29 protein-coding genes are annotated in these 24,022 nt (G+C 66.8%); 9 read left to right on the forward strand and 20 right to left on the reverse strand.

Annotation, left to right across the window (positions count from 1 at the left end):
• Positions 1–193 precede the first annotated feature (193 nt).
• Genes ACZLIB_RS06305 through ACZLIB_RS06325 form a run of 5 tightly spaced genes read right to left on the reverse strand, consistent with a single transcriptional unit; the run spans position 194 to position 3,218 of the window.
• On the reverse strand, positions 194–673 hold the full coding sequence (locus ACZLIB_RS06305; RefSeq protein WP_049398895.1) for a hypothetical protein: 480 nt from the start codon (positions 671–673) through the stop codon (positions 194–196).
• 46 nt (positions 674–719) lie between these two features.
• A complete protein-coding gene (minE, locus tag ACZLIB_RS06310) occupies positions 720–980 on the reverse strand; it encodes a cell division topological specificity factor MinE (RefSeq protein WP_004148073.1) in 261 nt (86 codons plus the stop codon).
• 2 nt (positions 981–982) lie between these two features.
• Complete coding sequence (minD, locus tag ACZLIB_RS06315; protein ID WP_010483375.1) at positions 983–1,792, reverse strand: septum site-determining protein MinD; 810 nt, start codon at positions 1,790–1,792, stop codon at positions 983–985.
• A 35-nt stretch (positions 1,793–1,827) separates the two neighbouring features.
• Positions 1,828–2,676, reverse strand: a complete 849-nt coding sequence (gene minC, locus ACZLIB_RS06320; RefSeq protein ID WP_050509775.1) for a septum site-determining protein MinC — start codon at positions 2,674–2,676, stop codon at positions 1,828–1,830.
• Positions 2,622–3,218: a GNAT family N-acetyltransferase gene (locus ACZLIB_RS06325; RefSeq protein WP_032127604.1), complete on the reverse strand. Its 597-nt coding sequence runs from the start codon at positions 3,216–3,218 to the stop codon at positions 2,622–2,624. Before ACZLIB_RS06325 ends, minC begins: the two co-directional genes overlap by 55 nt.
• Positions 3,219–3,369: 151 nt before the next feature.
• On the opposite strand from ACZLIB_RS06325, the gene ACZLIB_RS06330 reads away from it, so the two are divergent.
• The 4 genes from ACZLIB_RS06330 (at position 3,370) to ACZLIB_RS06345 (ending at position 7,002) form a co-directional block, all read left to right on the forward strand.
• A complete protein-coding gene (locus ACZLIB_RS06330) occupies positions 3,370–4,578 on the forward strand; it encodes a sensor histidine kinase (protein ID WP_132809551.1) in 1,209 nt (402 codons plus the stop codon).
• Positions 4,578–5,219, forward strand: coding sequence for a response regulator (locus ACZLIB_RS06335; protein WP_006424175.1), 642 nt, complete (start codon positions 4,578–4,580; stop codon positions 5,217–5,219). The genes ACZLIB_RS06330 and ACZLIB_RS06335 overlap by 1 nt, the downstream gene beginning before the upstream one ends.
• A gap of 234 nt (positions 5,220–5,453) precedes the next feature.
• On the forward strand, positions 5,454–6,527 hold the full coding sequence (locus ACZLIB_RS06340) for a polyketide cyclase (protein ID WP_032127602.1): 1,074 nt from the start codon (positions 5,454–5,456) through the stop codon (positions 6,525–6,527).
• Between the two features lie 103 nt (positions 6,528–6,630).
• Positions 6,631–7,002: a DUF423 domain-containing protein gene (locus ACZLIB_RS06345; RefSeq protein WP_019659313.1), complete on the forward strand. Its 372-nt coding sequence runs from the start codon at positions 6,631–6,633 to the stop codon at positions 7,000–7,002.
• Between the two features lie 57 nt (positions 7,003–7,059).
• Here the strand turns inward: ACZLIB_RS06345 and ACZLIB_RS06350 are convergent, their stop codons facing one another.
• Genes ACZLIB_RS06350 through ACZLIB_RS06375 form a run of 6 tightly spaced genes read right to left on the reverse strand, consistent with a single transcriptional unit; the run spans position 7,060 to position 10,082 of the window.
• On the reverse strand, positions 7,060–7,353 hold the full coding sequence (locus ACZLIB_RS06350) for a hypothetical protein (RefSeq protein ID WP_132809553.1): 294 nt from the start codon (positions 7,351–7,353) through the stop codon (positions 7,060–7,062).
• Between the two features lie 30 nt (positions 7,354–7,383).
• The gene (locus ACZLIB_RS06355; RefSeq protein WP_032127600.1) at positions 7,384–8,193 is read right to left on the reverse strand and encodes a M15 family metallopeptidase; all 810 of its coding nucleotides are present in this window, start codon (positions 8,191–8,193) and stop codon (positions 7,384–7,386) included.
• A 9-nt stretch (positions 8,194–8,202) separates the two neighbouring features.
• A complete protein-coding gene (locus tag ACZLIB_RS06360) occupies positions 8,203–8,796 on the reverse strand; it encodes a PH domain-containing protein (protein ID WP_032127599.1) in 594 nt (197 codons plus the stop codon).
• Positions 8,797–8,799: 3 nt separating this feature from the next.
• Positions 8,800–8,979, reverse strand: a complete 180-nt coding sequence (locus ACZLIB_RS06365) for a DUF4177 domain-containing protein (protein ID WP_032127598.1) — start codon at positions 8,977–8,979, stop codon at positions 8,800–8,802.
• The gene (locus tag ACZLIB_RS06370) at positions 8,976–9,155 is read right to left on the reverse strand and encodes a type II toxin-antitoxin system antitoxin (protein ID WP_049398902.1); all 180 of its coding nucleotides are present in this window, start codon (positions 9,153–9,155) and stop codon (positions 8,976–8,978) included. The genes ACZLIB_RS06365 and ACZLIB_RS06370 overlap by 4 nt, the downstream gene beginning before the upstream one ends.
• 45 nt (positions 9,156–9,200) lie before the next feature.
• Positions 9,201–10,082, reverse strand: coding sequence for an SPFH domain-containing protein (locus ACZLIB_RS06375; RefSeq protein ID WP_478469413.1), 882 nt, complete (start codon positions 10,080–10,082; stop codon positions 9,201–9,203).
• Between the two features lie 137 nt (positions 10,083–10,219).
• Between ACZLIB_RS06375 and purT the strand changes: the two genes are divergently transcribed.
• Positions 10,220–11,407, forward strand: coding sequence for a formate-dependent phosphoribosylglycinamide formyltransferase (gene purT / locus ACZLIB_RS06380; RefSeq protein ID WP_032127596.1), 1,188 nt, complete (start codon positions 10,220–10,222; stop codon positions 11,405–11,407).
• A 71-nt stretch (positions 11,408–11,478) separates the two neighbouring features.
• Here the strand turns inward: purT and ACZLIB_RS06385 are convergent, their stop codons facing one another.
• Together ACZLIB_RS06385 and ACZLIB_RS06390 are read right to left on the reverse strand one after the other, a co-directional pair.
• Complete coding sequence (locus ACZLIB_RS06385; RefSeq protein WP_164081499.1) at positions 11,479–12,684, reverse strand: endonuclease/exonuclease/phosphatase family protein; 1,206 nt, start codon at positions 12,682–12,684, stop codon at positions 11,479–11,481.
• A gap of 38 nt (positions 12,685–12,722) precedes the next feature.
• A complete protein-coding gene (locus tag ACZLIB_RS06390) occupies positions 12,723–13,478 on the reverse strand; it encodes an arginyltransferase (protein WP_032127594.1) in 756 nt (251 codons plus the stop codon).
• 156 nt (positions 13,479–13,634) lie between these two features.
• Here ACZLIB_RS06390 and ACZLIB_RS06395 point away from each other — a divergent pair, with 156 nt between their 5' ends.
• Positions 13,635–14,213: an EF-hand domain-containing protein gene (locus tag ACZLIB_RS06395; RefSeq protein ID WP_478469414.1), complete on the forward strand. Its 579-nt coding sequence runs from the start codon at positions 13,635–13,637 to the stop codon at positions 14,211–14,213.
• A gap of 36 nt (positions 14,214–14,249) precedes the next feature.
• On the opposite strand, the gene ACZLIB_RS06400 is transcribed toward ACZLIB_RS06395, so the two are convergent.
• The 4 genes from ACZLIB_RS06400 to ACZLIB_RS06415 form a co-directional block, all read right to left on the reverse strand.
• Positions 14,250–15,467 carry an RNA polymerase sigma factor gene (locus tag ACZLIB_RS06400; RefSeq protein ID WP_478469415.1) on the reverse strand — a complete coding sequence of 406 codons (1,218 nt, stop codon included), beginning with the start codon at positions 15,465–15,467 and terminating at the stop codon, positions 14,250–14,252.
• Positions 15,468–15,675: 208 nt separating this feature from the next.
• A complete protein-coding gene (locus tag ACZLIB_RS06405) occupies positions 15,676–16,185 on the reverse strand; it encodes a pathogenicity-like protein (protein WP_478469416.1) in 510 nt (169 codons plus the stop codon).
• Between the two features lie 4 nt (positions 16,186–16,189).
• Positions 16,190–17,110, reverse strand: coding sequence for an acyl-CoA thioesterase II (tesB, locus tag ACZLIB_RS06410; protein WP_478469418.1), 921 nt, complete (start codon positions 17,108–17,110; stop codon positions 16,190–16,192).
• 127 nt (positions 17,111–17,237) lie between these two features.
• A complete protein-coding gene (locus ACZLIB_RS06415) occupies positions 17,238–18,014 on the reverse strand; it encodes an enoyl-CoA hydratase/isomerase family protein (protein ID WP_032127589.1) in 777 nt (258 codons plus the stop codon).
• Positions 18,015–18,048: 34 nt separating this feature from the next.
• On the opposite strand from ACZLIB_RS06415, the gene ACZLIB_RS06420 reads away from it, so the two are divergent.
• Positions 18,049–18,495: a copper chaperone PCu(A)C gene (locus ACZLIB_RS06420; RefSeq protein ID WP_478469419.1), complete on the forward strand. Its 447-nt coding sequence runs from the start codon at positions 18,049–18,051 to the stop codon at positions 18,493–18,495.
• A gap of 241 nt (positions 18,496–18,736) precedes the next feature.
• Here the strand turns inward: ACZLIB_RS06420 and ACZLIB_RS06425 are convergent, their stop codons facing one another.
• The 3 genes from ACZLIB_RS06425 to uvrA form a co-directional block, all read right to left on the reverse strand.
• Positions 18,737–19,462, reverse strand: coding sequence for an enolase (locus ACZLIB_RS06425; RefSeq protein ID WP_478469420.1), 726 nt, complete (start codon positions 19,460–19,462; stop codon positions 18,737–18,739).
• Between the two features lie 133 nt (positions 19,463–19,595).
• Positions 19,596–20,003: an acyl-CoA thioesterase gene (locus ACZLIB_RS06430; RefSeq protein WP_032127586.1), complete on the reverse strand. Its 408-nt coding sequence runs from the start codon at positions 20,001–20,003 to the stop codon at positions 19,596–19,598.
• Entirely contained in the window at positions 20,003–23,005 is a 3,003-nt protein-coding gene (gene uvrA / locus ACZLIB_RS06435) for an excinuclease ABC subunit UvrA (RefSeq protein ID WP_478469421.1), read from the reverse strand. Before uvrA ends, ACZLIB_RS06430 begins: the two co-directional genes overlap by 1 nt.
• Positions 23,006–23,321: 316 nt before the next feature.
• Here uvrA and rplU point away from each other — a divergent pair, with 316 nt between their 5' ends.
• Both rplU and rpmA read left to right on the forward strand, forming a co-directional pair.
• On the forward strand, positions 23,322–23,630 hold the full coding sequence (gene rplU / locus ACZLIB_RS06440) for a 50S ribosomal protein L21 (RefSeq protein WP_005408557.1): 309 nt from the start codon (positions 23,322–23,324) through the stop codon (positions 23,628–23,630).
• Positions 23,631–23,648: 18 nt separating this feature from the next.
• Positions 23,649–23,912: a 50S ribosomal protein L27 gene (gene rpmA, locus ACZLIB_RS06445; RefSeq protein ID WP_005415704.1), complete on the forward strand. Its 264-nt coding sequence runs from the start codon at positions 23,649–23,651 to the stop codon at positions 23,910–23,912.
• Positions 23,913–24,022 lie beyond the last annotated feature (110 nt).

Here is a 24,022-nt window from a genome sequence, read left to right on the forward strand (position 1 = left end):
TAATGCTGCACGGGTTCATGAGGTTGCCGGCCAACGGCCGGCACTACCGATGCGTTACGCCACCGGCAATCCGCGTTCGATCAACCACGCCTTCGCGTCTTCGGCGTCCTGCTCGAACCGCGCCGAGTGAAAAGAGGGGCGCCGCAAGGTCCGGCGCGTCGCCACGCGCCCGTGGCCAACCGCGCCCGCGGCTTTACGCCACCGGCAACCCGCGTTCGACCAGCCACGCTTTCGCGTCTTCGGCGTCCTCTTCAAACCACGCTTTCGTAGACCCCAGCCGATACGTATACCCCCAGGCATCCATGTCGGCCATCAACCGCGCACTGCCAACGCCAGGCAGCTGCCCGGCCAGCACGATCTGCAGGTAGCAGGTGGCATCTTCCTCGGCCACCGAGTCGGTGGCGTCGGTATGCACCTGCGCACGCCGCTCCGGCGGCAGCACGATCAGATGGCAGGCTTCGTGCAGCATCGAGTGCACGGGCGTGTCATCGCGCACGTACACGTTGCTGGCGATGATGCCGGCCTCGGGCTCGCCCCAGTAGCTGCCGGGAATCGGTTCACCGGCCGCGACGTGGTGCAGCTGCAGGCCATGCGCGGCGAGCAGGCACTGCGCATCAGCGAAGGCGATGTCGCCCACGCAGGTGATGTCCACGGCGGTTGTTGTATCGGTCATGCGGGTCAGGCAGCCCCGCCCGTGCAGGCACGGGCGGGGCAGAGCTTCAGGGTTTGTCCGGGCCTTCAGGGAGCGCCACGGAGATGTCCAGCACATCGTGCTGGCCATCCTTCACCAGGTCGACCTTCACTGCATCGACGTCGATGTTCACGTACTTCTTGATCACTTCCAGCAGCTCGCGCTGCAGCAGCGGCAGGTAATCGGGGCCGCCGCGGTTGCTGCGCTCCTGCGCGATGATGATCTGCAGGCGGTTCTTGGCGGTTTCGGCGGTGGTCTTCTTCGCTTTGAGGAAATCAAACAGGCCCATGCTTACCCTCCGAACAGCTTGCTGAAGAAGCCCTTCTTCTCGACGTTGGTGAAGCGCATCGGGCGTTCTTCGCCGAGGATGCGCGCGACGGCGTCGTCGTAGGCCTGGCCGGCTGCGGACTCGACATCCAGGATGACCGGCTCGCCCTTGTTGGAGGCGTTGAGCACGTCACCCGACTCGGGGATCACGCCGATCGCCTTCAGGCCGAGCACTTCCTCGACGTCGGCGATGCTGAGCATCTCGCCGCTTTCCACGCGCAGCGGGGTGTAGCGGGTCAGCAGCAGGAAGGCCGGCACGTCCTGGCCGGACTCGGCCTTGTGGGTCTTCGAGTCGAGCAGGCCGATGATGCGGTCCGAGTCGCGCACCGACGACACTTCCGGGTTCACCACCACCACCGCACGGTCGGCGAAGTACATCGCCAGGAAGGCGCCCTTCTCGATGCCGGCCGGGGAGTCGCAGATGATGTAGTCGAAGCCGTCGGCGGCCAGGTCCTTCAGGACCTTGCCCACGCCTTCCTGGGTCAGTGCGTCCTTGTCGCGGGTCTGCGAGGCGGCCAGCACGTACAGGTTCTCGAAGCGCTTGTCCTTGATCAGGGCCTGCTTGAGGGTCGCTTCGCCGTGCACGACGTTGACGAAGTCGTACACCACGCGGCGTTCGCAGCCCATGATCAGGTCGAGGTTGCGCAGGCCGACGTCGAAGTCGATCACCGCCACCTTCTTGCCGCGCCGTGCCAGGCCGCAGGCCAGGCTCGCGCTGGAAGTGGTCTTGCCGACGCCGCCCTTGCCGGAGGTGACTACGATGATTTCAGCCAAAGGACTTCTCCTGATGATTCTGTTTGGGTGCTGCGTCAGTCCAGCGCAGCGATCTTGATCTGGTCCTGTTCCAGCCACACCTGCACGGCCTTGCCGCGCAGGGAGTCCGGGACATCGTCCAGTACCTTGTAGTGGCCTGCAATGGCGACCAGTTCCGCATGGAAATCACGGCAGAAGATGCGTGCCGCGGTGTTGCCCTGTGCCCCTGCCAGCGCGCGGCCGCGCAGGGTGCCGTAGATGTGGATGCTGCCATCGGCGATGACCTCGGCGCCGGCGCCGACGGTGGCCATCACGGTCAGGTCGCAGTTTTCAGCGTACAGCTGCTGGCCCGAACGCACGTTGCCCAGCTGCATGCGGCCCGGCTGCGGTGCGGCGGCGTCGGCAACCTTGGCCACCGGCGTGGCCGGTGCCGGCTTCGGTTCGGCACGGGCTGCGCGACGCGGTTCCGGCGCGGGCGGCGGCGGCGGGGCCGGCTCGGCCTCGGCACGCTCGTACTGGGCGCGGAACTTGGCCAGCAGTGGCAGCCCGAGCTGCTGCGAGAGCAGGTCGACCGCGCTGGTGCCATAGGCCAGCGCCACCGGCAGCACGCCGGCACTGCGCAGGCCATCGACCAGCGCCTGCGCGGTGGCCACGTCCGGCACCTGGCTCAGGCCGCCGAAGTCGAGGATCACCGCGGCGCGGCCGAACAGTTTCGGCGCACGGGTGACGCGTTCGCGCATTTCCTGCACGAGGCGTTCGACATCAAGGGTACGGATGCGCAGGTTGGCGATGCCCACCTGGCCGATCTTCAGTTCACCGGCCTGTTCGTAATCGAAATTCACCGCCACGCTCAGGTCCCCGTCGGCCGCTGTGCCTGCGCCGGCAGATGCCGGGCACGTGTCCATGCCACATCCGGCAGCTTGCCGCCGTAGGTCTCCTGGACCCACGGGTAGCTGCACAGTTCCTTGGCCAGCATGCTGGCGCGCACGTCGACCTGCGGCATGGTGTTCTGACCCAGCTCGCGGAAGCCGAAGCTGCCGTGGAAGAGCAGGGCGGCATCGGCGCCATGGTCGAGGAAGACTTCGCAAGTCATCTGCGGGTAGCGCAGCTCGGCGAAGCTCTGCGCGTCGGCATAGAACGCACGGCCGACGCCACCGCCACGACGGCGGCTGGCGACCACGATGCGGTCGATGTAGAAGAACGGGGTGTCCAGCTGCTGCTTGAACCAGGCGAAATTGCTGCTGTCGTGCTGGCTGTCGCTGCCGAAGCCGATCAGGAAGCCGGCCAGGTTGCCGTCGCGCTCGGCGACGCGGAAATACTCAGCGGTTTCATAGAACAGGCGCAGGCGGGCCGCATCCAGGGGAAGGATGGCCAGGCCAGCGTTGTTGTTCAAAGCCAGGACGGAATCGAGCTCGTGCTCGCGCACGTCGCGGATGACAATCGACATTGTGACTCCGTGGGGTAACGCGGTTGGTCCGTCAAATTGGACCCTGCGCACGATTATTGCATGCCCGGGGTGGGCTGCGGCATGAACAGGGGATATGCCCGAGCATGACTTTCGGCGCTTGGGAGCGGCCGTGCACGGGCTACGATGAGGGATGCTGGCCCGACTGAACCACAATGCGATGCTGCGCTACTCCGGGTTGTTCACCTGGGGCACCGTCGGCCTTTGGCTCGCGATCTACCTGATCGATCCTGTCTCGCTGACGCTGGAGACGCTGGACGGCGAAGCCGGCTTCCGCATCATTCCTTGGGCCTCGGCCTACCTGGCTTTCGGCATCGTGTACTGGGCGCTGACCCGCTCGCTGGGCGAGGGCCGTCCGGGCTTCTTCGACCACGCGGCGCTGATCCTGCTGACCGCCTGCGCGATCGGCGTGAGCTATTTTTCCGGTACCGCGCTGGGCAGCATCCTGCTGATGGTGGTGGCCGGCCTGCTGCCATGGCTGCTGGGGCCGCGCATCGGCGTGGTCTGGCTGGTGGCCAGCAACCTGGCGGTGTTGCCGGTCTACATCCAGCCGCTGGGCTTCCCGCCGTTCATCGCCGTGCTGCAGGCGGTGGGCTACATGGGCTTCTCCAGCTTCGTGTTCGTGATCGCGCTGGTGGCCCGTCGCCAGGCCGAGGCCCGCGACGAACAGCGCCGGCTCAACTCGGAACTGCGTGCCACCCGCGCCCTGCTGGCCGAGAGCGCCCGGGTCAATGAGCGCACGCGCATCTCGCGCGAGCTGCATGACCTGCTGGGCCACCAGCTGACCGCGCTGACCCTGAACCTGGAAGTGGCCGGCCACCTGGCCGACGGCCAGGCGCTGGAGCATGTGAAGCGTTCCCACGCATTGGCCAAGCTGCTGCTGGGCAACGTGCGCGAGGTGGTCAGCCAGCTGCGCGAGACCGGTGCCATCGACCTGGCCGCAGCGCTGCGCCCGCTGACCGAGAACGTGCCCTCGCTGGACATCCAGCTGGAGATCGAGGATCCGCTGAACGTGGAGGACCCGCAACGGGCCCACGTGCTGCTGCGCTGTACCCAGGAGATCATCACCAACGCGGTGCGCCATGCCGGCGCCCGCCACCTGTGGATCAAGGTGTACCGTGAAGCCCCCGACCGGGTGGTGGTGGAGGCCCGCGACGACGGCGTCGGCGCGGATATGGTCAATGTGGGCAATGGCTTGCGCGGCATGCGCGAGCGCCTGCAACAATGTGGTGGCCAGCTGCAGGTCGAAACCCGTCCCGGTGAAGGCTTCCGGCTGCGGGCGACGGTGCCGGCAACGGTGCTGGTGGCCGCCCTTACCAAGGTTCCTGAAGGAGTGCGTTGATGATTCGCGTCTGCCTGGTCGACGACCAAACCCTGGTGCGGCAGGGAATCCGCTCCCTGCTGGCGCTCGACGACGGTATCGAGGTGGTGGCCGAGGCCGGCGATGGCCGGCAGGCGGTCGAACTGATACCGCAGGTGCGCCCCGACGTGGTGCTGATGGACATGCGCATGCCGGTGATGTCCGGGCTGGAGGCGCTGCAGGTGCTGTCGCGCCAGGAGCAGCTGCCGCCGACCATCATCCTCACCACCTTCGACGACGACCAGCTGGTGCTGGCCGGGCTCAAGGCCGGAGCCAAGGGCTACCTGCTCAAGGACGTGACCCTGGCGCAGCTGGTCGGTGCCATCCGCACCGTGGCCGACGGCGGTTCGCTGGTGCAGCCGGCCGTGACCCAGCGCCTGCTGTCCGGCCTGGAGCACATGCGCAACGAGTTCGTCAGCCTGGACCGCCCGGACCCGTTGACCGACCGCGAGACCGAGATCCTGCGCCTGATGGCCAGTGGCTTCTCCAACAAGGAGATCGCCAACTCGCTGGGTGTGGCCGAAGGCACCATCAAGAACCATGTGTCCAACATCCTGTCCAAGCTGGGCGTGCGCGACCGTACGCGCGCCGTACTGAAGGCGTTCGAACTCCAGCTGGTCTGAGGAAAACCTTTTCAGGACAATGACTTGAGGTCCAGTGATGGCCCTCGGGTGGGGTTGCCCCCTACTTCACGGGTATCGGTATGCGGTACCCTTCGAATTCTTTGTCCATACAAATACGCAGCCGGCAGGGAAACCGGTGCGCCAATCCCGATAAACAATGCCCGCGAAGCCTGCTAGGATTGGCGCTTCGCTTCAATCAACCCGGCCGTGGGATCGGCCCCGGAGACTCTCTGAATGACCCGTATTATCGAGTTCCTGATCGCCTTGGGGATCGTGGCTGGCCTGTTCGTCATCATTGGCGTATGTCTGCCGGGCGAGCGTCACATCACCGAAAGCATCGAGACCAACCGCAAGATGACGATCGTGTACGACACGGTCAGCAGCCTGCGCCGCTTCAAGGACTGGAACCCGCTGGTACTGCGCGATCCCGCCGTTGAACTGAAGCTGTCCGGCCCGGCCTCCGGCGTCGGTGCCACCCTCGACTTCACCTCCAAGGACCTGGGCACCGGTTCCTGGAAGATCACCGAAGCCGAAGAGAACAAGCGTGTTGCGATCGCCATCGATGACGCCACCAAGGGTCACGACAAGATCACCACCTTCACGCTGGAGCCGACCGGCAAGGGTGGCCGCAACGTCAAGATCACCCAGGACTACTCGGTGAAGTACGGCTTCGACCTGTTCGGCCGTTATGCCGGCCTGTATGTCAGCCGCCAGATCGGCGACGACATCAAGATGGGTCTGTCGCGTATGGCCAACATGCTGGCCAGCGTCCCGAACGTGGACTACCGCACCCCGGAAGCCCCGCTGACCGATCTGGCCATCGTCAATGTGCCGGCTGAAGACCTGCTGGTCGTCAACGCCGGTAACGTGGACCGCGGTCAGGACACGATCACCAAGTCCATCAAGGACAACCAGGAGTGGATCAAGCGCGTGATGGAGGCCAACGGCCTTGAAGCCGCCGGTCCGTTCCGCATCATCACCACCGATTTCGGTCAGGAGAAGTACGCCTTCGACATCGCCCAGCCGGTGAAGAAGAAGGGTGCTGAAGGTGCCACTGCTGAAGAGCTGACCGTCAAGATCGACGGCGGCGCTCCAGTCAAGTACGTGCACGTGGCCCCGCACCGTTCGGCGCATGCCGCCTACACCGGCCACATGGCGGGTCTGGACGTGGCCCGCAACGGCCTGCGTGCCTGGGCTGTGACCAACGGTTCGGAAGTGGTCGATCGCCCGTACGAAACCTGGAAGGACGGTCTGGACAAGTCGTTCACCCCGGAAGCGACCTACGACATCTACTGGGCCGTCAAGTAAGCCTCGGCTGACCCATGTAGTGTTGGACACGAAAACGCGCCGCTCATTGCGGCGCGTTTTTTTTCATCTGGCGCCCGGCAAGGGCGCTGCGCAAGGAGCCCACATGTTCAATCTCGAACGTCGCGCACGTAAGCCATCACTGCTGGCCTGCCTGGGGGCGCTGCTGGCCGCCGCCTCTATCGGCCTGTCGGCCTATGCCTCGCACGGTGTGGCCGACCCGCTGGCGCAGCAGCATCTGAACATGGCGGCGCTCTATGCGTTCGCGCATGGCGCGGTACTGGTGGCGCTCGGGCCGCGCGCGCAGGGCGCGATCGCGCACCTGGCGTTGTACGTGCTGCTGCTGGGCGTGCTGCTGTTTTCCGGCAGCCTGGTGGGCGGTGCGTTGTGGCAGTGGCCGACGCGGATGGCACCGATCGGTGGCACCAGCATGATGGCTGGATGGGTGTTGCTGGCGATCAATGCGTTGAGGCGGTGACGGTCGCAGGGCTGTCGCTTCGATCCATGCCGATGCGATCCTAAGGGTTCATGGGCGTTACTTTTCTTTTCGCGCGAAAAGAAAAGTAACCAAAAGAAACGCGCCGCCGGCCGCGAGCCGGTGCTGCGCACCGGTCCCCTGTGCTCCTCGGCCCGTCGAGGGACGGTGCGGGAACTCGCTGCGCTCAGACACCCGCACCTCTTCGCCCTCGCCGGACCTGCGGTGCTCGGCTCGCTTGAAGGCGGACCCAACAGCTGCGCGCTGATCCGTTACAGGGGCTTCGAGCTTTGCCTTTGCCTTCTTGTCCCATTTCGTGGCGGGCACACGCGGAATCCGCCCGGACAGCTCCATGAAGTTCGCCGTGCAGCCGCCACGAGGGGCTCAGCCGTTGGCCGGTCTCCAGCACCAGTGCCAAGGTTCGTAGACGATCCCATGCGGGTTGTCGCGCGGGTAGCTCAGCTGGAAGCCATGCCCACCGGCATTCGCCTGCAGCCACGCAAACGCGTCGGTGGCTTCGAACGATTCTTCAGCCGGGGCGTCGCCCGGTGTACCGATGTCCAGCGCATGGCCGCTGTGGTGTTCACTGAAACCCGGTGCGGCATTCACCTTCAGGATCTCCGCCACGCTCAGGCCGCGCGCCAGCTTCCGTTCGAAGATGCCCAACTGGTAGGCATGGCTGCGGAAGCCGGAGATGGCGTCCAGCGCAATGCCATCCTGTGCCGCATGCAGTCGCATCCGTCGCCAGCCCTGCGCGGCGCCACGGCGCAGCCATAGCGGGCGGGCGAAGCGATCGCGGCCGGCAAAATGCAGCAGGCAGGGTTCGGGTTCCAGCGGCAGGCCGCTGTCGTCGGCGTAGCGCTGCGGGTCCAGGCCAAGCTGCTGCAGGCGCTGCTGCAACCCGGCCAGCGGCAGCCACTGATCTTCCAGTCCGGCGCCGAAGGGCCGTGCAGCCGCGGTGTCCAGCAGCGCCAGTGCATCCTCGACCCCGGGCTCGCGCGGCAGGCGCGGCACCATCGAATGCACGCCGTGCGGCAGTACCGCCGCCAGATAGCGGCCATCACGCTTGCGCCGCAGCACCCACTGCGCCTGCGACAGCAGGCGTGCATCCAGGTTGCTGCGTGCGCGCAACAGGTGGGCGGGCCACAGCTCGATGGCCTCGGTGTTGATCAGCAGGGGCGGGCGTCGTTGCATCGCCTCAGCTTACTGCCGTGGTGCCGACGCGGCCACCTTGCGCAGCGCATCGAGCAGCGCCTGCGGCCGGTCCACGCTGAGCAGCAGCGTGCTGCCATCACTGACCGGCAGGGCGAGGACACGCGCACGGTCGGTGACCAGGGCGAAGCCCTTGCCGCCTCCCTGCAGGCGGAAGTGGCCCGAGTAGAAGCCCGGCATTGAATAGCCATTGGTTTTGACACGGATGCCATAGCGGCGGTCACGCTGCAGGTCGACCACCTCGGCCTGGTCCAGCCGCAGCTGCGCCACCGGCACGCGCCGCCGGTACATCGTCGAGCGCACGTCCAGCACGTTGCCGGCCAGCTCCACCCGGCGGCGGAAGAATGCGGCCCCCAGCCCGACAGCGAGTACAGCGATGACGATCAGGCTCCATGCCGCACTGCCGCCCATCCGGAACCAGGGCGGCGACAGCGTTACTTCGATCCAGGGTGCGTTCGCCGGTGCCTTGTACAGCTGCGCATACAGGCAGGCCACGAAGGCAGCCAGCAGCGGCAGCACGATCCACAGCACGCGCAGCGGCGAACTCTCGGCCACGTCAAAGGGTTTCGGGTCACTGCCGCCCATGGTTCAGGCCTCCTTCTTGAACACCAGCATCGCCGGGCGCATCGGCGCCGGGATGATGATGTTGACCAGCTCCCAGCCCAGCTGGCCCTGCCGGCTCAGCTCGGCCTGGACATCCTCGGCCTTGAGTACGCCCATCATGGAGGTCTTGACCTCGATGGTCTGGTAGCTCCAGCGCTTGCTCATTCCTTGTCCTCCGGCGATGCCTTGGGTTTGGGCAGGCGTCCTGCCTTGCGCAGCGCGTCGCGCAGCACGTACTCGATCTGCGCGTTGAGGCTGCGCAGCTCGTCATCAGCCCAGCGCTGCGCCGCAGCCAGGACGTCGGCGTTGATGCGCAGCGGGTAGGCTTTCTTCTCACTCATGGGGGCTCCTGGCGGGGCGGTGGGGCGCCCCGTTGCGAGTGTGGCTCAATACAGCGAGCCTGCATTGACGATCGGCTGGGTGCCGCGGTCCGAGCACAGCACGGTCAGCAGGTTGCTGACCATGTGCGCCTTGCGTTCCTCGTCCAGCTGCACCACGCCGTTCTTCTGCAGTTCGGCCAGGGCCATCTCGACCATGCCGACCGCACCGGCAACGATGCGCGTGCGTGCGGCGATCACCGCGTTGGCCTGCTGCCGCTGCAGCATCGCCTGGGCGATTTCGGCGGCGTAGGCGAGGTGGCTGATGCGTGCGTCGATGACCTGCACGCCGGCGTCGGCCAGGCGCTCGGCCAGTTCGTTCTTCAGGTGCTGGGAAATCTCGCTGGCATGACTGCGCAGGGCCAGCTGGCCATCCTCATGCTGGTCGTAGGGGTAGCTGGTGGCCATCGCGCGCAGCGCCGATTCGGACTGGATGTGCACGAAGCTCTCGTAGTCGTCCACGTTGTAGACCGCCTCGGAGGCATCGACCACCTGCCAGACGATGACCGCGGCGATCTCGATCGGGCTGCCGTCCAGCTCGTTGACCTTCAGCTTGCCGCTCTCGAAGTTGCGCACGCGCTGGCTGACCCGGCGCTTGGCGTAGAAGGGGTTGTTCCAGCGCAGGCCGTTGTCCTTCACGGTGCCCACGTATTTGCCGAACAGGCTCAGCACCGCCGCCTGGTTGGGCTGGACCGTGTACAGGCCGGCCAGGGCGAAGACCGCCAGCGCCGCCACCAGGATGCCGGCCAGCATCAGCAGCAGGTTGGGCGAGCCGGTGCTGGCCTTGGCTGCTACCCCCAGTACGAACAGGGCGGCGCCGGCGAGGGCGACAAGCAGGGCGCCGGCCAGCGTGCCGAGGCCGTTGAGCGAAGACAGCGACTTCTCTTTCATGGCGGTACGTCCTTGAGGGTTCGGAATGAAGATATCAAAGTGATATCACTTGTCGACTACCGTTCGTCGGATGCCATGGCCGGGGTGCCCGGCCAGCTAGAATGCCCACCCGCCTTCACATCGCTGCTGGAACCGCCATGGCCAAGCTTGGAACTCCGTTGTCCCCCTCCGCCACCCGCGTGCTGCTGCTCGGCTCGGGCGAACTCGGCAAGGAGGTGGCCATCGAGCTGCAGCGGCTGGGCGTGGAAGTGATCGCCGCCGACCGCTATGCCGATGCCCCGGCCATGCAGGTCGCGCACCGCTCGCACGTGATCGACATGCTCGATGCGATGGCCCTGCGTGCGCTGATCGCCCAGGAGCAGCCGCACCTGGTGGTGCCGGAGATCGAGGCCATTCACACCGAAACCCTGGTCCAGCTGGAACAGGAGCAGGGCCTGCGGGTGATCCCGACCGCGCGCGCCGCGCGCCTGACCATGGACCGCGAAGGCATCCGCCGCCTGGCCGCCGAGACCCTGGGCCTGCCGACCTCGCCGTACCGCTTCGTCGATACCGAAGCCGAGTACCGCGCCGCCGTGGCCGCCATCGGCCTGCCGTGCGTGGTCAAGCCGGTGATGTCATCCTCGGGCAAGGGCCAGAGCACCCTGCGCAGCGAGGCGGACATCGCACCCGCCTGGGACTATGCGCAGACCGGTGGCCGTGCCGGTGCCGGCCGCTGCATCGTCGAAGGTTTCATCGATTTCGATTACGAGATCACCCTGCTGACCGTGCGCCATGCCGGCGGCACCTCGTTCTGCGCGCCGATCGGCCATCTGCAGAAGGACGGCGACTACCGCGAGAGCTGGCAGCCGCAGCCGATGTCGAGCGCGGCACTGGCGCGTGCCGAAGAGATTTCGCGCGTGATCACCGATGACCTCGGTGGCTGGGGCCTGTTCGGTGTCGAGCTGTTCGTGAAGGGCGACGAGGTGTGGTTCAGCGAAGTGTCGCCGCGCCCGCACGACACCGGCCTGGTGACGCTGGTCTCGCAGGAGCTGAGCGAGTTCGCGCTGCATGCGCGCGCCATCCTCGGCCTGCCGATCCCGGTGATCCGCCAGAGCGGCCCGTCGGCCTCGTGCGCGCTGCTGGCGCATGGCGAGGGCGTGCCGTACTTCAACAACGTCGCCGCCGCCCTGCAGGTGCCGGACACCGCCGTGCGCCTGTTCGGCAAGCCGAGCGTGCATGGCCACCGCCGCGTGGGCGTGACCCTGGCGCGCGCGGAAACCATCGACGAAGCGCGCGCCATCGCGCGTGATGCCGCCGAAGCGATCGGCGTCGAACTGCGCCCGTAAAGCAAAAAGGGGACGGAGGGGATTAAGTCGTTTGTGGCACAAACGACTTAATCCCCTCCGTCCCCTTTTTGTTATTTCACATCCACCCACACCAGGTGATGGTCGCTGCCATCGGCGATCTTCGCTTCCGGGCTTTCATTGGCCGGCCAGAACACGCCGCTGCCGATGTACTCGAAACCGGTCGAGGGCAGCACGTAGTCCAGGCGCATGGTGCCGGACTTCGGGCCGAAATCGCCGGTGGCATGGAACGGTGCGCCCTTGCGCTCGATGCCCTTGGCCGCATAGGCCAGGCTGGTCTGCTCGCCGCCGACGCTGCGCGGGGTGGGGTAGCGCAGCACGCGGGCGTTCTCGATCAGTTCGACGATCGCCTCATGGCGGCCATCGCCGTCGACCGGGTCGTTGTTGAGGTCGCCGAGGATCACGAAGCGCGCGTCCTGCGCCAGGCCGCCGCACTGGCCCTTGTCGTCGCACAGCCACGGCTTGTCACCCTTGGACAGGTATTCCTGCCACAGGCGCAGTTCGTCGTGGTTGCGCGCGGCGTTGCGCTTTTCCGGGCCGTCGAACACCGGCGGGGTCGGGTGCGAGACCAGCGCGTGCACCACGCCGGCCGGGGTCTTCACCGGCACGTCCCAGTGCGACTTCGACGACAGCCGCAGCTGCGACCACACGTGGTCGTTGTAGAAGCTCTTGCCGGTGCGCGGGTCGACCGGACGGATCGCGCCCGGCATCGCGCTCCACTTCAGCAGCTGGAAGCTGCGCACCTTGGCTTCATCGATCGGGTAGCGCGACAGCACCAGCATGCCGTACTGGCCCGGGTGCAGGCCGTAGCCCCAGGCATCGTTGCCGCGGCTGCGGCCTTCGCCGCCGACCACGCCGTTGTTGTCCAGGTCCAGGCCGCTGGGCACGCCGGTGTTGACCGGGGCCAGGTAGCGGTAGGCGAAGTGCAGCGGCTTGCCGCCGCCGGGCTGGGCCACTTCCAGGTAGCGTTTCTGGAACAGGTCGGCGGCGCGGTGGGCGTCGTCGAAATCGAATTCGTTCAGCAGCACCAGGTCCGGGCGCGCCTGCTGCAGCACCGCGGCGATCTTGCGCGCGTGCTCGCTGTCGCCTTCCAGTTCCTTGATCAGGCCACCGGTCTCATCGGAGTACAGCGAGGTGTTGTAGGTGGCCAGGCGCAGCGCAGCGGACGGCTTTTCGGTCATCGCAGGGGAAGTGGCGAAGGCGGGGGCGGTGGCGCCGCAGAGCAGGGCCAGGGCGAGGATCTGGGGTCGGAGGTTCATGCGCCGTATTGTGCACCCGGCCCGGTGTCAGTGGTTTGTCAGCGTCCGTCCAGTTCGTCGTCGAAATCGTGCCAGCGGCGGCCGTCGTAGGCTTCCAGCGGTCGATAGCGACGCTTGTAGTCCATCTTCTGATGCCCGCGGATCCAGTAACCCAGGTACACGTGCGGCAGGCCCTCGCGGCGCGCCCATTCAATCTGCTGCAGGATCGCGAAGGTGCCCAGCCCGCGCGCGGCATGGTCCGGGTCGAAAAAGGTGTAGACCGCCGACAGGCCATGCTCGGTGACGTCGGTCACCGCCACCCCCAGCAGCTGGCTGGGCTGGCCATCGTGGCCGGGCAGGCGCATCTCCATGAAGCGGGTGTGTGACCAGCTGCCGATCAGGAACTGCTCGAACTCGTGCGGGCCGTGGTCATCCATGCCGCCGTTGGCATGGCGGTGGGTCAGGTAGCGGTGATACAGCGCGAACAGGTCGTCGCGGGCGGTGGCGGCGGTGATCCGCACCTCCAGGTCGTCATTGCGGGCGGCACAGCGGCGCTGGCTGCGGTCCGGGGCGAAGCGGGCCACCGGAATACGCACCGCCACGCAGGCCTGGCAGTGTGCGCAGTGCGGCCGGTAGACCAGGTCGCCGCTGCGGCGGAAGCCCCAGCTCAGTGCCAGCGGGTACAGGCCGCCAAGGCGGCGATCGTGCGGGTCCAGCACCAGGTCGCGCGCCACCCGGTCCGACCAATACCCGCAGGGGTGCTCGCCGGTCTGGAAAAGTCGCAGTTCGTCGTCTCTGTCGCCGTGTATCGCCATGGGCACAGCATAGCCCCAGGCTGTCGCAGTGGCGGCGACTGTCCGCCGGATGAATGGAACCGGCAGCGGCGTCAACCGATGTCGCGCCCGGGCGTTGTTGTCCCCCGAGGGTGAAGTGATCACCCCGACGCAATCCCCATCCCCAGGAGTGACCTCATGATCCGTACCCCCCTGCTGCTGGCCCTGCTGCTCGGCACTTCCGCTACCGGTATCGCGCTGGCCGCCGATGCCCCGACTGCGCCGGCGCAGCGCCCGGCCAAGCTGGACACCAACGGCGACGGCCTCATCGACCGCAGCGAAGCCGCTGCCAACCCGCGCCTGGCCGCGAAGTTCGACGAGCTGGACAAGAACAAGGACGGCAAGCTCTCGCGCGATGAGCTGCCGCGCTGGCAGCACGGTCGCCGTGGTGGCCACGGCGGTGAGCGCTGGGCCAAGCTGGATGTCAACAAGGACGGCCGCATCAGCCGCGAGGAAGCCAAGGCCGATCAGCGCCTGGCCGCGCGCTTCGACGAGCTCGACCTCAACAAGGACGGTTACCTGGACAAGGCCGACCGCGAGCTGCGCATGAAGCAGCGTCGTGATGCCTGGTTCGCCGCCGCCGACACCAACAAGGATGGCCAGCTGAGCAAGGCCGAGTTCGATGCGGCCAAGGGCCCGATGCACGGTGGCCCGCGCCACGGCGGTCCGCGCGATGGCGCCGCGCCGAAGCCGCAGCGCTCAGGTTCAACGCAGTGAATGATGACAACGCCGGCGCACTGCCGGCGTTGTCCGTTACAGGCGGCCGCTGCGCATCAGTGAGTACACCACCAGCGCGATGACCATCAGGTTCATGGCGATGATGCCGGTGCGGCCATACATGGACTCGTATTTCCAGTTGGTCCCGCTGCGGCCGCGCCGCGCCGAATCGCGCGCGATCATCGGCGCCATTACCCGCTGCAGCGGCACCAGGCACTGGTAGTTGACCACGACCAGCCCGACCGCCAGCACCGTCAGCTGCGCCCAGACCGGCGCCTGCAGCATCACAGCCAGCAGGATCGCCAGGCACCAGAACATGCCGGTGATGATGTTGAGGTAGAGGAACCGGCGCACATCGGCGCGCTCGGACGCCGTTTCGGTGTATGACATCAGGAAGCGTCCGCCCAGATAGCTGCCGATCGCTCCACCGACCACACCGCCGATCACCGCCCCCCAGCTTTCGGCCGGCAGCACGTGCAGCTGGCCCAGCGTGGCAGTCAGCGAGCCCATCGCGGTGCCGCCCGCAGCGCTGGCACCGCCGAGGCCAAGCTTGCTGCCGCCGATGCCGACACCGGTGCCGAGCAGCACCGCAGCACTGGCCGTGCCGGGCGCAGCCACCAGTACCATCGAAACCACCGCCGTAGCGAACGCGGCACTGGGTGCGCTGCTGCGCGCGAATTCACCGAAGCGCTGCAGCAGGCCGTCGCGCACCAGGGCGCGGGCACGCGACAGGCGCTTGCGCACGGCGGCGTCACTGAGCCCGAGCAGGTCAGCCACCTGCTGCGAACGCTGGCCTTCGCGGTAGTACAGCAGCAGCACTTCGCGGCTGTCGGCCGGCAACGCGGAGATGATGTCCTCGGCGGCGATCTCTTCTTCCACCCGTTGCAGGCGGTCGGCCGCGCCCGGGGCCGGGTCGGCCGCCATGCCCATCGCCACCTCGGCGGCCTCGCCGGTCAGCGGCCGGCCGCGCTGAGTGCGCAGCCAGTCGCGGGCCAGGTTGCGGGTGATCTGCCGCAGCCACGGCAGGAAACTGGTCGAGCTGCGCAGCTGGTGCAGCTGCTGCCAGCCCTTCACGAAGGCCTCCTGGGCGATGTCCTCGCTGGCCTGACGATCGCGGGTAATGGCCAGCGCGATGGCGGTAACCGTGTTCTGGCAGGCCAGCACGATGCGGCCATAGGCGTGCTGGCAACCGCTGGCAGCGGCAGGCAGTTCGCGTTCCAGGGTCTGGTCGATCGATGCGGCGAACGTCGTCATGGCGGCGGCTCTCCTGCTGGGATTGTGTCCCAAGACGGAGCCGCGCGCCCAATGTGACCGACTTTCTGTGCGGTAGTGCCGGCCGCTGGCCGGCATCCTCATGACAAAAAAGGGGACGGAGGGGATCAAGTCGTTTGAGGCACAAACGACTTAATCCCCTCCGTCCCCTTTTTGCGGCTACCGGCCAGCGGCCGGCACTACCCGTGCGTCATTTCGAGGGCTGGATGCGGACCCGGACTTCTTCCTCTTCCGGTGCGGCCTGCGGGGCCGGTTGCGCCTGCTGCGGCTGGGCCTGCGGGGCAGGGGCCGGTGCGACCGGCGCCGGGGCGCCGCGATGGCGCAGGCCGATCACCAGCGCCACGCCGGCGATCACCACCAGCAGGGCGATGCGGATGCGCCAGGCCCAGCCACGGCCGCCGCCGGTCGTCTCTGCGGTGTCGCGGAAGGCGAATTCGGCGGTCGGATGGTCGCGGCGAGTGGTGTCGAGCAGCCGCGCCTCGCGCAGGATTTCACGCGCGCGCGGCTGGTCGTCGGCGCGCACGATCCACACCGCTGGGTAGGCGTTGGCGTTGCCCAGGTCGGTATAGCTGAACTGGCCGCGGCGACGGGTCTTGTACGAGCGCCCATTGGTCACCTTGACGTCGATGCCATGCCCGCGCAGGAGCTCGGCGACGCCTTCAACGGTTTCCACACGCTGGCTGCTGAAGATCTGGCGCATCGGATCAGTCCTTGGCCGGCACGGCGGCGGCCGCGGCCTGGTCGGGAACCACGCGGATCAGGCCTTCCTGCGCGGTGCTGGCCACCAGTACGCCATTGCGGGTGAAGAACTGGCCGCGGGCCAGGCCGCGCGAATCCTGCGCGCTGGGGCTGTCCAGCGAGTACAGCAGCCAGTCGTCGGCACGGAACGAGCGGTGGAACCAGATCGCGTGGTCGAGCGAGGCCATCTGCACGTGCGGGTGGTAGTAGCTGATGCCGTGCGGGAACGTGGCGGTGCCCAGCAGGTGGAAGTCGGAGGCATAGGCCAGCAGCGCCTGGTGCAGCTCCGGGGCATCGCCGACCGGCTCGCTCAGGCGCAGCCACACCTGGTGGTAGGGCGGGCGCTTGGGCGGGTTGAGTTCGTCACGCGGGTAGACGTGGCGGAACTCGAACGGGCCGCCGCGTGACAGCCAGCGCTGCACCTTGATTGGCAGCCGCTCCAGCACTTCGGCCGGCAGCGGGCGGTTCGGTTCGATGTCTTCCGGCTGCGGCACTTCGGGCATCTTGTGCTGGTGCTCGGCGCCGGTCTCGGCCTGCTGGAACGAGGCCGCGCAGAAGAAGATCACCTTGCCGTGCTGGATCGCAGTGACGCGGCGCACCGAGAAACTGCCGCCGTCGCGGGTACGGTCCACGTCGTAGACGATGGGGTGGTCGATGTTGCCGGCGCGCAGGAAGTAGGCGTGCAGCGAGTGCACGTGGCGCCCGTTGTCGACCGTGGCCTGCGCCGCAGCCAGCGCCTGGCCCAGCACCTGGCCGCCGAACACGTACTTGGTGCCGATGTCGCGGCTCTGCCCGCGGAACAGGTTGTCCTCCAGCCGCTCCAGCGTGAGCAGGTCGATCAGCTCGGAGACGACGGGTTCGGGCGTGTCGTTCAAGGGGGCGGCCACAGCAATGAAGAGGCCCCGATTATACCGTTGCAGGCCAGTCCATCATTGGTAGTGCCGGCCGCTGGCCGGCAACCTCATGATCCTCCTGGGGCACCTGCGGTTGCCGGCCAGCGGCCGGCACTACCGGTTACTTGCCCAGCCGGGCGACCAGCGCCTGCAGGGCATTCTGCGCATCCGGGGCGAACCAGGCCTCGACGAAGCGGTCGAGCTGGATCAGGTCCGGGTGCAGGGCTTCGTGCAGGTCGGCACGGGCAATGGCGCGGGTCAGCAGCATCGGCTGGCGCGGCTGCTTGAGCAGGTTCTGCAGCCAAGCGATGGCGCGCGCCACCACCAGGTCGCCTTCGGCCAGTTCGTCGACCAGGCCGATCTGCAGCGCCTGTTCGGCCGGCACCAGCGAGCCGGTGGTCAGCAGGACGCCGGCGCGGTGCACGCCCACCGCACGGCGCAGCAGGCGCTGGATGCCCTCCGGCGCGATCAGGCCCACCTGCACTTCGTTCAGGCCGATGGCATACGGCCGCGACGGATCGGCGCTGCGCGCCATCACCCGGTAGTCGCAGCACAGGGCCAGCACGCAGCCACCCGCCGGTGCGTGGCCGGTGATCGCCGCGACCACCGGGATACGGCTCTCGGCCAGCGTGCGCACGGCGCCAAAGAAGGCGTTCCAGGTGTCCAACAACTTGTGCTTGTCATCACCATGCGAGAGCAGGTGCGGCACGTCCATGCCACCGGTGAAGATGCGCTCGCTGCCCGACAGCACGATGCCGTGCGCGTCTTCGGCCATGGCCAGTTCAATGGCGTGGATCAACTGCCGGCACAGTTCGGTGTCCAGCGCGTTGACCGGCGGCCGCGCCAGGCGCAGTTCGCGGATGGGGCCATGGTTGATCACCTCGATGAGCGTCGTCATGCTGCGGTCTCGTTGCGAAGAAGGAACCTGGGCGATGATAACCAAACCATTCGTTGGCGTACTGTTGGTTCTGTGTGCGGCCGCAGCATCGGTCTCGGCGGCGGAACCGGACTGCGTCACGGTGGAGCAGGGCTGGGCGCGGTTGCCACCGAATCCGGCGATGCCGATGACCGCCGGCTACGGCGTGATCCACAACGGCTGCAGCAAGGCGGTGGCGATCACTGGCGCGACCAGCAGCAGCTTCAATGATGTGTCGCTGCACGAAACCACGATCACGGATGGGGTCAGCCGGATGCGCGCGATCGAGCGTCTGCCGCTGGCGCCGGGCGCGCGCGCCGAGCTCAAGCCCGGTGGCCTGCACCTGATGCTGATGCAGGGCAAGGGCGCGTTGAAGGAAGGGCAGGCGCTGCCGTTGCGGCTGCAGCTGGAAGGCGGTGGCGAAGCGAGCGCGACGTTGGTGGTGCGCAAGGCCGCGCCGTAAGCGCGCGGGGAAACGGCACGCTGCTGCTGACGCAAGGGGTTGGGATGGCCGTCGTAGCGTCGAGCTTGCTCGACGGCCCCGGCCAGCAGCAGTCGAGCAAGCTCGACTCTACGGATGAAGCGACGATTGGGATGGTTGCCGTAGCGTTGAGGGCGCTGGGGGCGAACGGAGTATCCGGTAGTGCCGGCCGCTGGCCGGCAGGACGCGAAATGCCGGCCAGCGGCCGGCACTACCAGGGGGCTTACGACCAGTCGTACGAGAACAGCACCGTGCGGCTTTCCGGCTCGTACAGCATCACGATCGCATCGGCGCCGGTGGCGCACCAGTTGTAGCCGGCCACGTCGGCCACGGCGAAGAATTTGTTGCCATTGCGGGTGATGATCACTGTTTCGGCATCGTCCGCAGCGTTGGGGTCATCGGCAGCTTCGGTGAAACCCAGCTCGAATGCCGCGGGAATCTCTGCGGTTTCGGTCCAGTTGCCGAAACTGATCGGGCCACCCAGCGTATCCAGATAATCGCGCTCGCTGGCCTCACCCTTGCCATAGCGCGAGTAGCAGGCGAGGCGGCCATGCGTGGCATGGTAATCGCGGGCCTTGGCGTAGCTCTCGCGCATCTGCGCGATGTGTTCCTGCGCATCCTTGTCCTGCACCGCATCACCGATGAAATAGCCCGCGTTGCCGAGGAAGCGCATCTCGTTGCCGGCGGTCAGTTCGAAGGCGATCCAGTTGGTGCCGGTGAAATCGTTGTGGTGTTCTTCTGTGGTCTCGCCGATGCAGCCGTCATACGGCTCGATCGGGCACAGCATCGTTGCCACCTGGCCGGCCAGTTCCGGGCGCAGCACGCCGAGGTCGATCTTCAGCAGCGGCAGTAGGTGCTGGCCGAGCCAAGCTTGGTCGGCGGGAAAGACGTCGGTGGGGAAGGCGACCATGCCGGGCAGCAGGTCGCTCAGTTCAGTCTGGTGGATCATGTCAGTCCTTTGATCAGGGTGGGTAGAGTCGAGCTTGCTCGACTGATCCCGTGAACAGCAGTCGAGCAAGCTCGACTCTACGAGGCGCGGCAACAGGCAGTGCCGACCAAGGTCGGCATCTACCGAGGAGGCGTCAGGTCGACGCGCTGCGGATCGCGTCCGGCAGCGGCGCGCTCTTGCCGGTCTGGGTGTCCATCCAGACCACCACCACGTTGCCGTCCGAATAGAGCTTCGATTCGTCCTGCTGGTCGACGATGCGGTGGCCGATGGTCACGCTGCTGTTGCCCAGGCGCTCGACGAACAGTTCGACCAGGATGTCGTTGGGCCACACGATCGGCAGCCGGTAGTTGACGTTGGTCGCGGCCACCACGGGTGCGATGCGGTCGGTCATCGACACACCGTCCACACCCAGCATCCAGCGCACGCGCGCTTCTTCCAGGTAGGAGATGTACTTGGCGTTGTTCACATGGCCCATGCTGTCCATGTCACGCCAGCGCACGCTGATCGGGATGCGGGCCAGGATCTTGTGTTCGCTGCTCATCAGGCGTCCTTTTTCTTCTTGCTGGCAGTGGCGGTCTTGCTGGTCTTGCCGGTGCTCTTGGCTGCCACGGCCTTCTTCGCCGGCTTCTCGGCCTTTTCAGGCTTCACCTTGCGCGGCGGGCGGGCGTCGGGCTTGTTCGCCACGGCGGCCGGCTGCTCCGGGCGCGCGTGGGTGGACGGCAGCATGCGCGCAAGGAACTGGCCGGTGTACGACTGCGGGCAGGCCGCCACGTCTTCCGGCGTGCCGGTGACCAGGATGGTGCCGCCGCGATGGCCGCCTTCCGGACCCAGATCAACGATCCAGTCGGCGGTCTTGATCACGTCCAGGTTGTGCTCGATCACCACCACCGTGTTGCCTTCGTCGCGCAGTTTGTGCAGCACGCCCAGCAGCGCTTCGATGTCGTGGAAGTGCAGGCCGGTGGTCGGCTCGTCGAGGATGTACAGGGTGCGGCCGGTATCGCGGCGCGACAGTTCCTTGGACAGCTTCACGCGCTGCGCTTCACCACCAGACAGCGTGGTCGCGCTCTGGCCCAGCTTGATGTAGCTCAGGCCGACGTCGACCAGCGTTTCCAGCTTGCGCGCAATCGACGGCACCGGTTCGAACAGCTTCAGCGCATCCTCGACGGTCATTTCCAGCACGTCGTTGATGTTGAAGCCCTTGTACAGGATCTCCAGCGTCTCGCGGTTGTAGCGCTTGCCATGGCAGACGTCGCAGGGCACGTACACGTCCGGCAGGAAGTGCATCTCGACCTTGATCAGGCCGTCACCCTGGCAGGCTTCGCAGCGGCCGCCGCGCACGTTGAAGCTGAAGCGGCCCGGCGAATAGCCGCGTGCACGCGCTTCGGGCACCTGTGCGAACAGTTCGCGCAGCGGTGTGAACAGGCCGGTGTAGGTGGCCGGGTTCGAGCGCGGGGTGCGGCCGATCGGCGACTGGTCGATGTCCACCACCTTGTCGAACAGGTCCAGGCCATCGATCTCCTTGTACGGAGCGATCGGGTGCGAGGCGCCGTTGATCTCATTGGCGGCCAGCGAGAACAGGGTGTCGTTGATCAGGGTCGACTTTCCCGAGCCGGATACACCGGTCACGCAGGTCAGCAGGCCCGACGGAATCGCCAGGTCCACGCCCTTCAGGTTGTTGCCGGTCGCCCCGCGCAGGTGCAGGGTCATCTTCGGGTTCGGCGCGTGCCGGCGCGCCGGAATCTCGATCGCGCGCTTGCCCGACAGGTACTGGCCGGTCAGCGAGCGCGGTGCCTCCAGGATGTCCTGCAGGGTGCCCTGGCCGACGATCTCGCCGCCGTGCACGCCCGCGCCCGGGCCGATGTCCAGCACGTAGTCGGCCAGCCGGATCGCATCCTCGTCATGTTCGACCACGATCACCGTATTGCCCAGGTCACGCAGGCGGGTGAGCGTACCGAGCAGGCGTTCGTTGTCGCGCTGGTGCAGGCCGATCGACGGCTCGTCGAGCACGTACATCACGCCGACCAGGCCGGCACCGATCTGGCTGGCCAGGCGGATGCGCTGTGCCTCGCCACCGGACAGGGTGTCGGCCTTGCGCTCCAGGGTCAGGTAATCCAGGCCGACATCGACCAGGAAGCCGAGGCGTTCGCCGATCTCCTTGACGATCTTCGCGGCGATCTCGCCACGCCAGCCCGGCAGGCTCAGTTCACTGAAGAACTTCAGTGCCTCGTCGATCGGCAGCACCACCAGCTCCGGCAGCGGGCGATCGGCCACGAACACGTTGCGCGCCGCCTTGTTCAGGCGCGCACCATTGCATTCCGGGCACGGCTGTTCGCTGATGTACTTGGACAGCTCCTCGCGCACCGCCGGCGACTCGGTTTCCTTGTAGCGGCGTTCGAGGTTGGGAATGATGCCCTCGAAGCGGTGCTTGCGCTGGGTGCGGCCGCCAGCTTCGGTGAAGTAGGTGAAGGTGATCGTTTCGTCGCCGCTGCCGTACAGCACGGCCTGCTGCACCTTGGCCGGCAGCGAGTTCCAGGCGGCGTCCACGTCGAACTTGTAGTGCTTGGCCAGCGAGGCGATCAGCTGGAAATAGTAGGCGTTGCGGCGGTCCCAGCCGCGCACCGCACCGGCGGCCAGCGACAGCTCCGGATGCACCACCACGCGCGAGGGATCGAAGAACTCGGCGATGCCCAGGCCATCGCAGCCGGGGCAGGCGCCCATCGGTGCGTTGAACGAGAACAGGCGCGGTTCCAGCTCCGGCAGCGAGTAGTCGCACACCGGGCAGGAGTACTTGGAGGAGAACAGCGCCGGCGTGGCGTCGGCGGTGTCCAGGCTCTGCACCGAGGCCATGCCATCGCCCAGCTTCAGTGCGGTCTCGAAGCTCTCGGCCAGGCGCTGCTTGATGTCCTCGCGCGGGCGGAAGCGGTCGATCACCGCCTCGATGGTGTGCTTCTGGCGCAGCGCCAGCGGCGGCACCGCATCGATTTCATACAGCTCGCCGTCCACGCGCACACGCACGAAGCCCTGCGCACGCAGCTGGTCGAACACCTGTGCGTGTTCGCCCTTGCGGTCGCGGATGACCGGCGCCAGCAGCATGTAGCGCTGTTCCGGGTCCAGCGTCAGCACCTGGTCGACCATCTGGCTGACCGTCTGCGCTTCCAGCGGGTAGCCGTGGTCCGGGCAGCGCGGGGTGCCGACGCGGGCGTACAGCAGGCGCAGGTAGTCGTAGATCTCGGTGATGGTGCCGACCGTCGAGCGCGGGTTGTGCGAGGTCGACTTCTGCTCGATCGAGATGGCCGGGGACAGGCCTTCGATGTGGTCCAGGTCCGGCTTTTCCATCACGCTCAGGAACTGGCGCGCATAGGCCGACAGCGACTCGACGTAGCGGCGCTGGCCTTCTGCATAGATGGTGTCGAACGCCAGCGAGGACTTGCCCGAACCGGACAGGCCGGTGATCACGATCAGCTTGTCGCGGGGCAGGTCGAGGTCGAGGTTCTTCAGATTGTGCGTCCGCGCGCCGCGGATGCGGATGAAATCCATCGCCATGGGGGATCCGGTTGTGGGGGCGTTGGCTGGGTGCCGGGCCAGCAGGGAACGGCAATCGGTCAGCCTACCGAGGTGACCAGATGGGGGCAATGGGCGACAATGCCAGCCCGATGTCTCACCTGATGAGACAGGCCGACAGGCAGGGGTCAGATCCCTTTTCACGACGTGAAAAGGGATCTGACCCCGTTCCAGCCGGGCCCCCGGGCCGTTCAGGGGTTGACTTGACCCGCGCCCGCTGATCTGCGTACAATTCCGCTCCTGTCCGCCCTCGATGGCGGCAGCTCAGACCACAATAACTACAGAGGAAGGCCTGGTCATGTACGCAGTACTGGTCACCGGCGGTAAGCAATACCGCGTGGCGCAGGGCGAAAAGCTCCGCATTGAAAAGCTCGAAGTCGAAGTCGGCAGCGAGATCAAGTTTGACAACATCCTGATGCTGGGTGACAGCGACGGCGTGAAGCTGGGCGATGCGCTGAAGGGCGCTGCCGTCACCGCCAAGGTCCTGTCCCAGGGTCGTGCTGACAAGGTCCGGATCATCAAGTTCCGTCGCCGCAAGCACCACATGAAGCGTCAGGGTCACCGTCAGTACTACACCGAAATCGAGATCACCGGCATCGCCGGCTAAGCATCAGGAGAAGCAGTCATGGCACATAAAAAGGGCGTAGGCTCCTCGCGCAACGGTCGCGACTCCAACCCGAAGTACCTGGGCGTCAAGATCTTCGGCGGCCAGGCCATCGAAGCCGGCAACATCATCGTGCGTCAGCGCGGCACCCAGTTCCACCCGGGTTCGGGCGTTGGCCTGGGCCGTGACCACACCCTGTTCGCCCTCGTGGACGGCAAGGTGGAGTTCTCGGTCAAGGGCGCCAAGAAGCGCCGCACCGTCAGCATCGTCTCGGCCGACGCCTGATCCAGGCATCGCCGGCACCCGTGCCTCGGCATGGGGGTGCTGCATGAAGAGCCCCGCTTCGGCGGGGCTTTTCGTTAGAGTGAAAGCAAGACCGGCCAGGCCGGGTTGCC

It is taken from the genome of Stenotrophomonas sp. 220_Sma, from assembly GCF_056487375.1.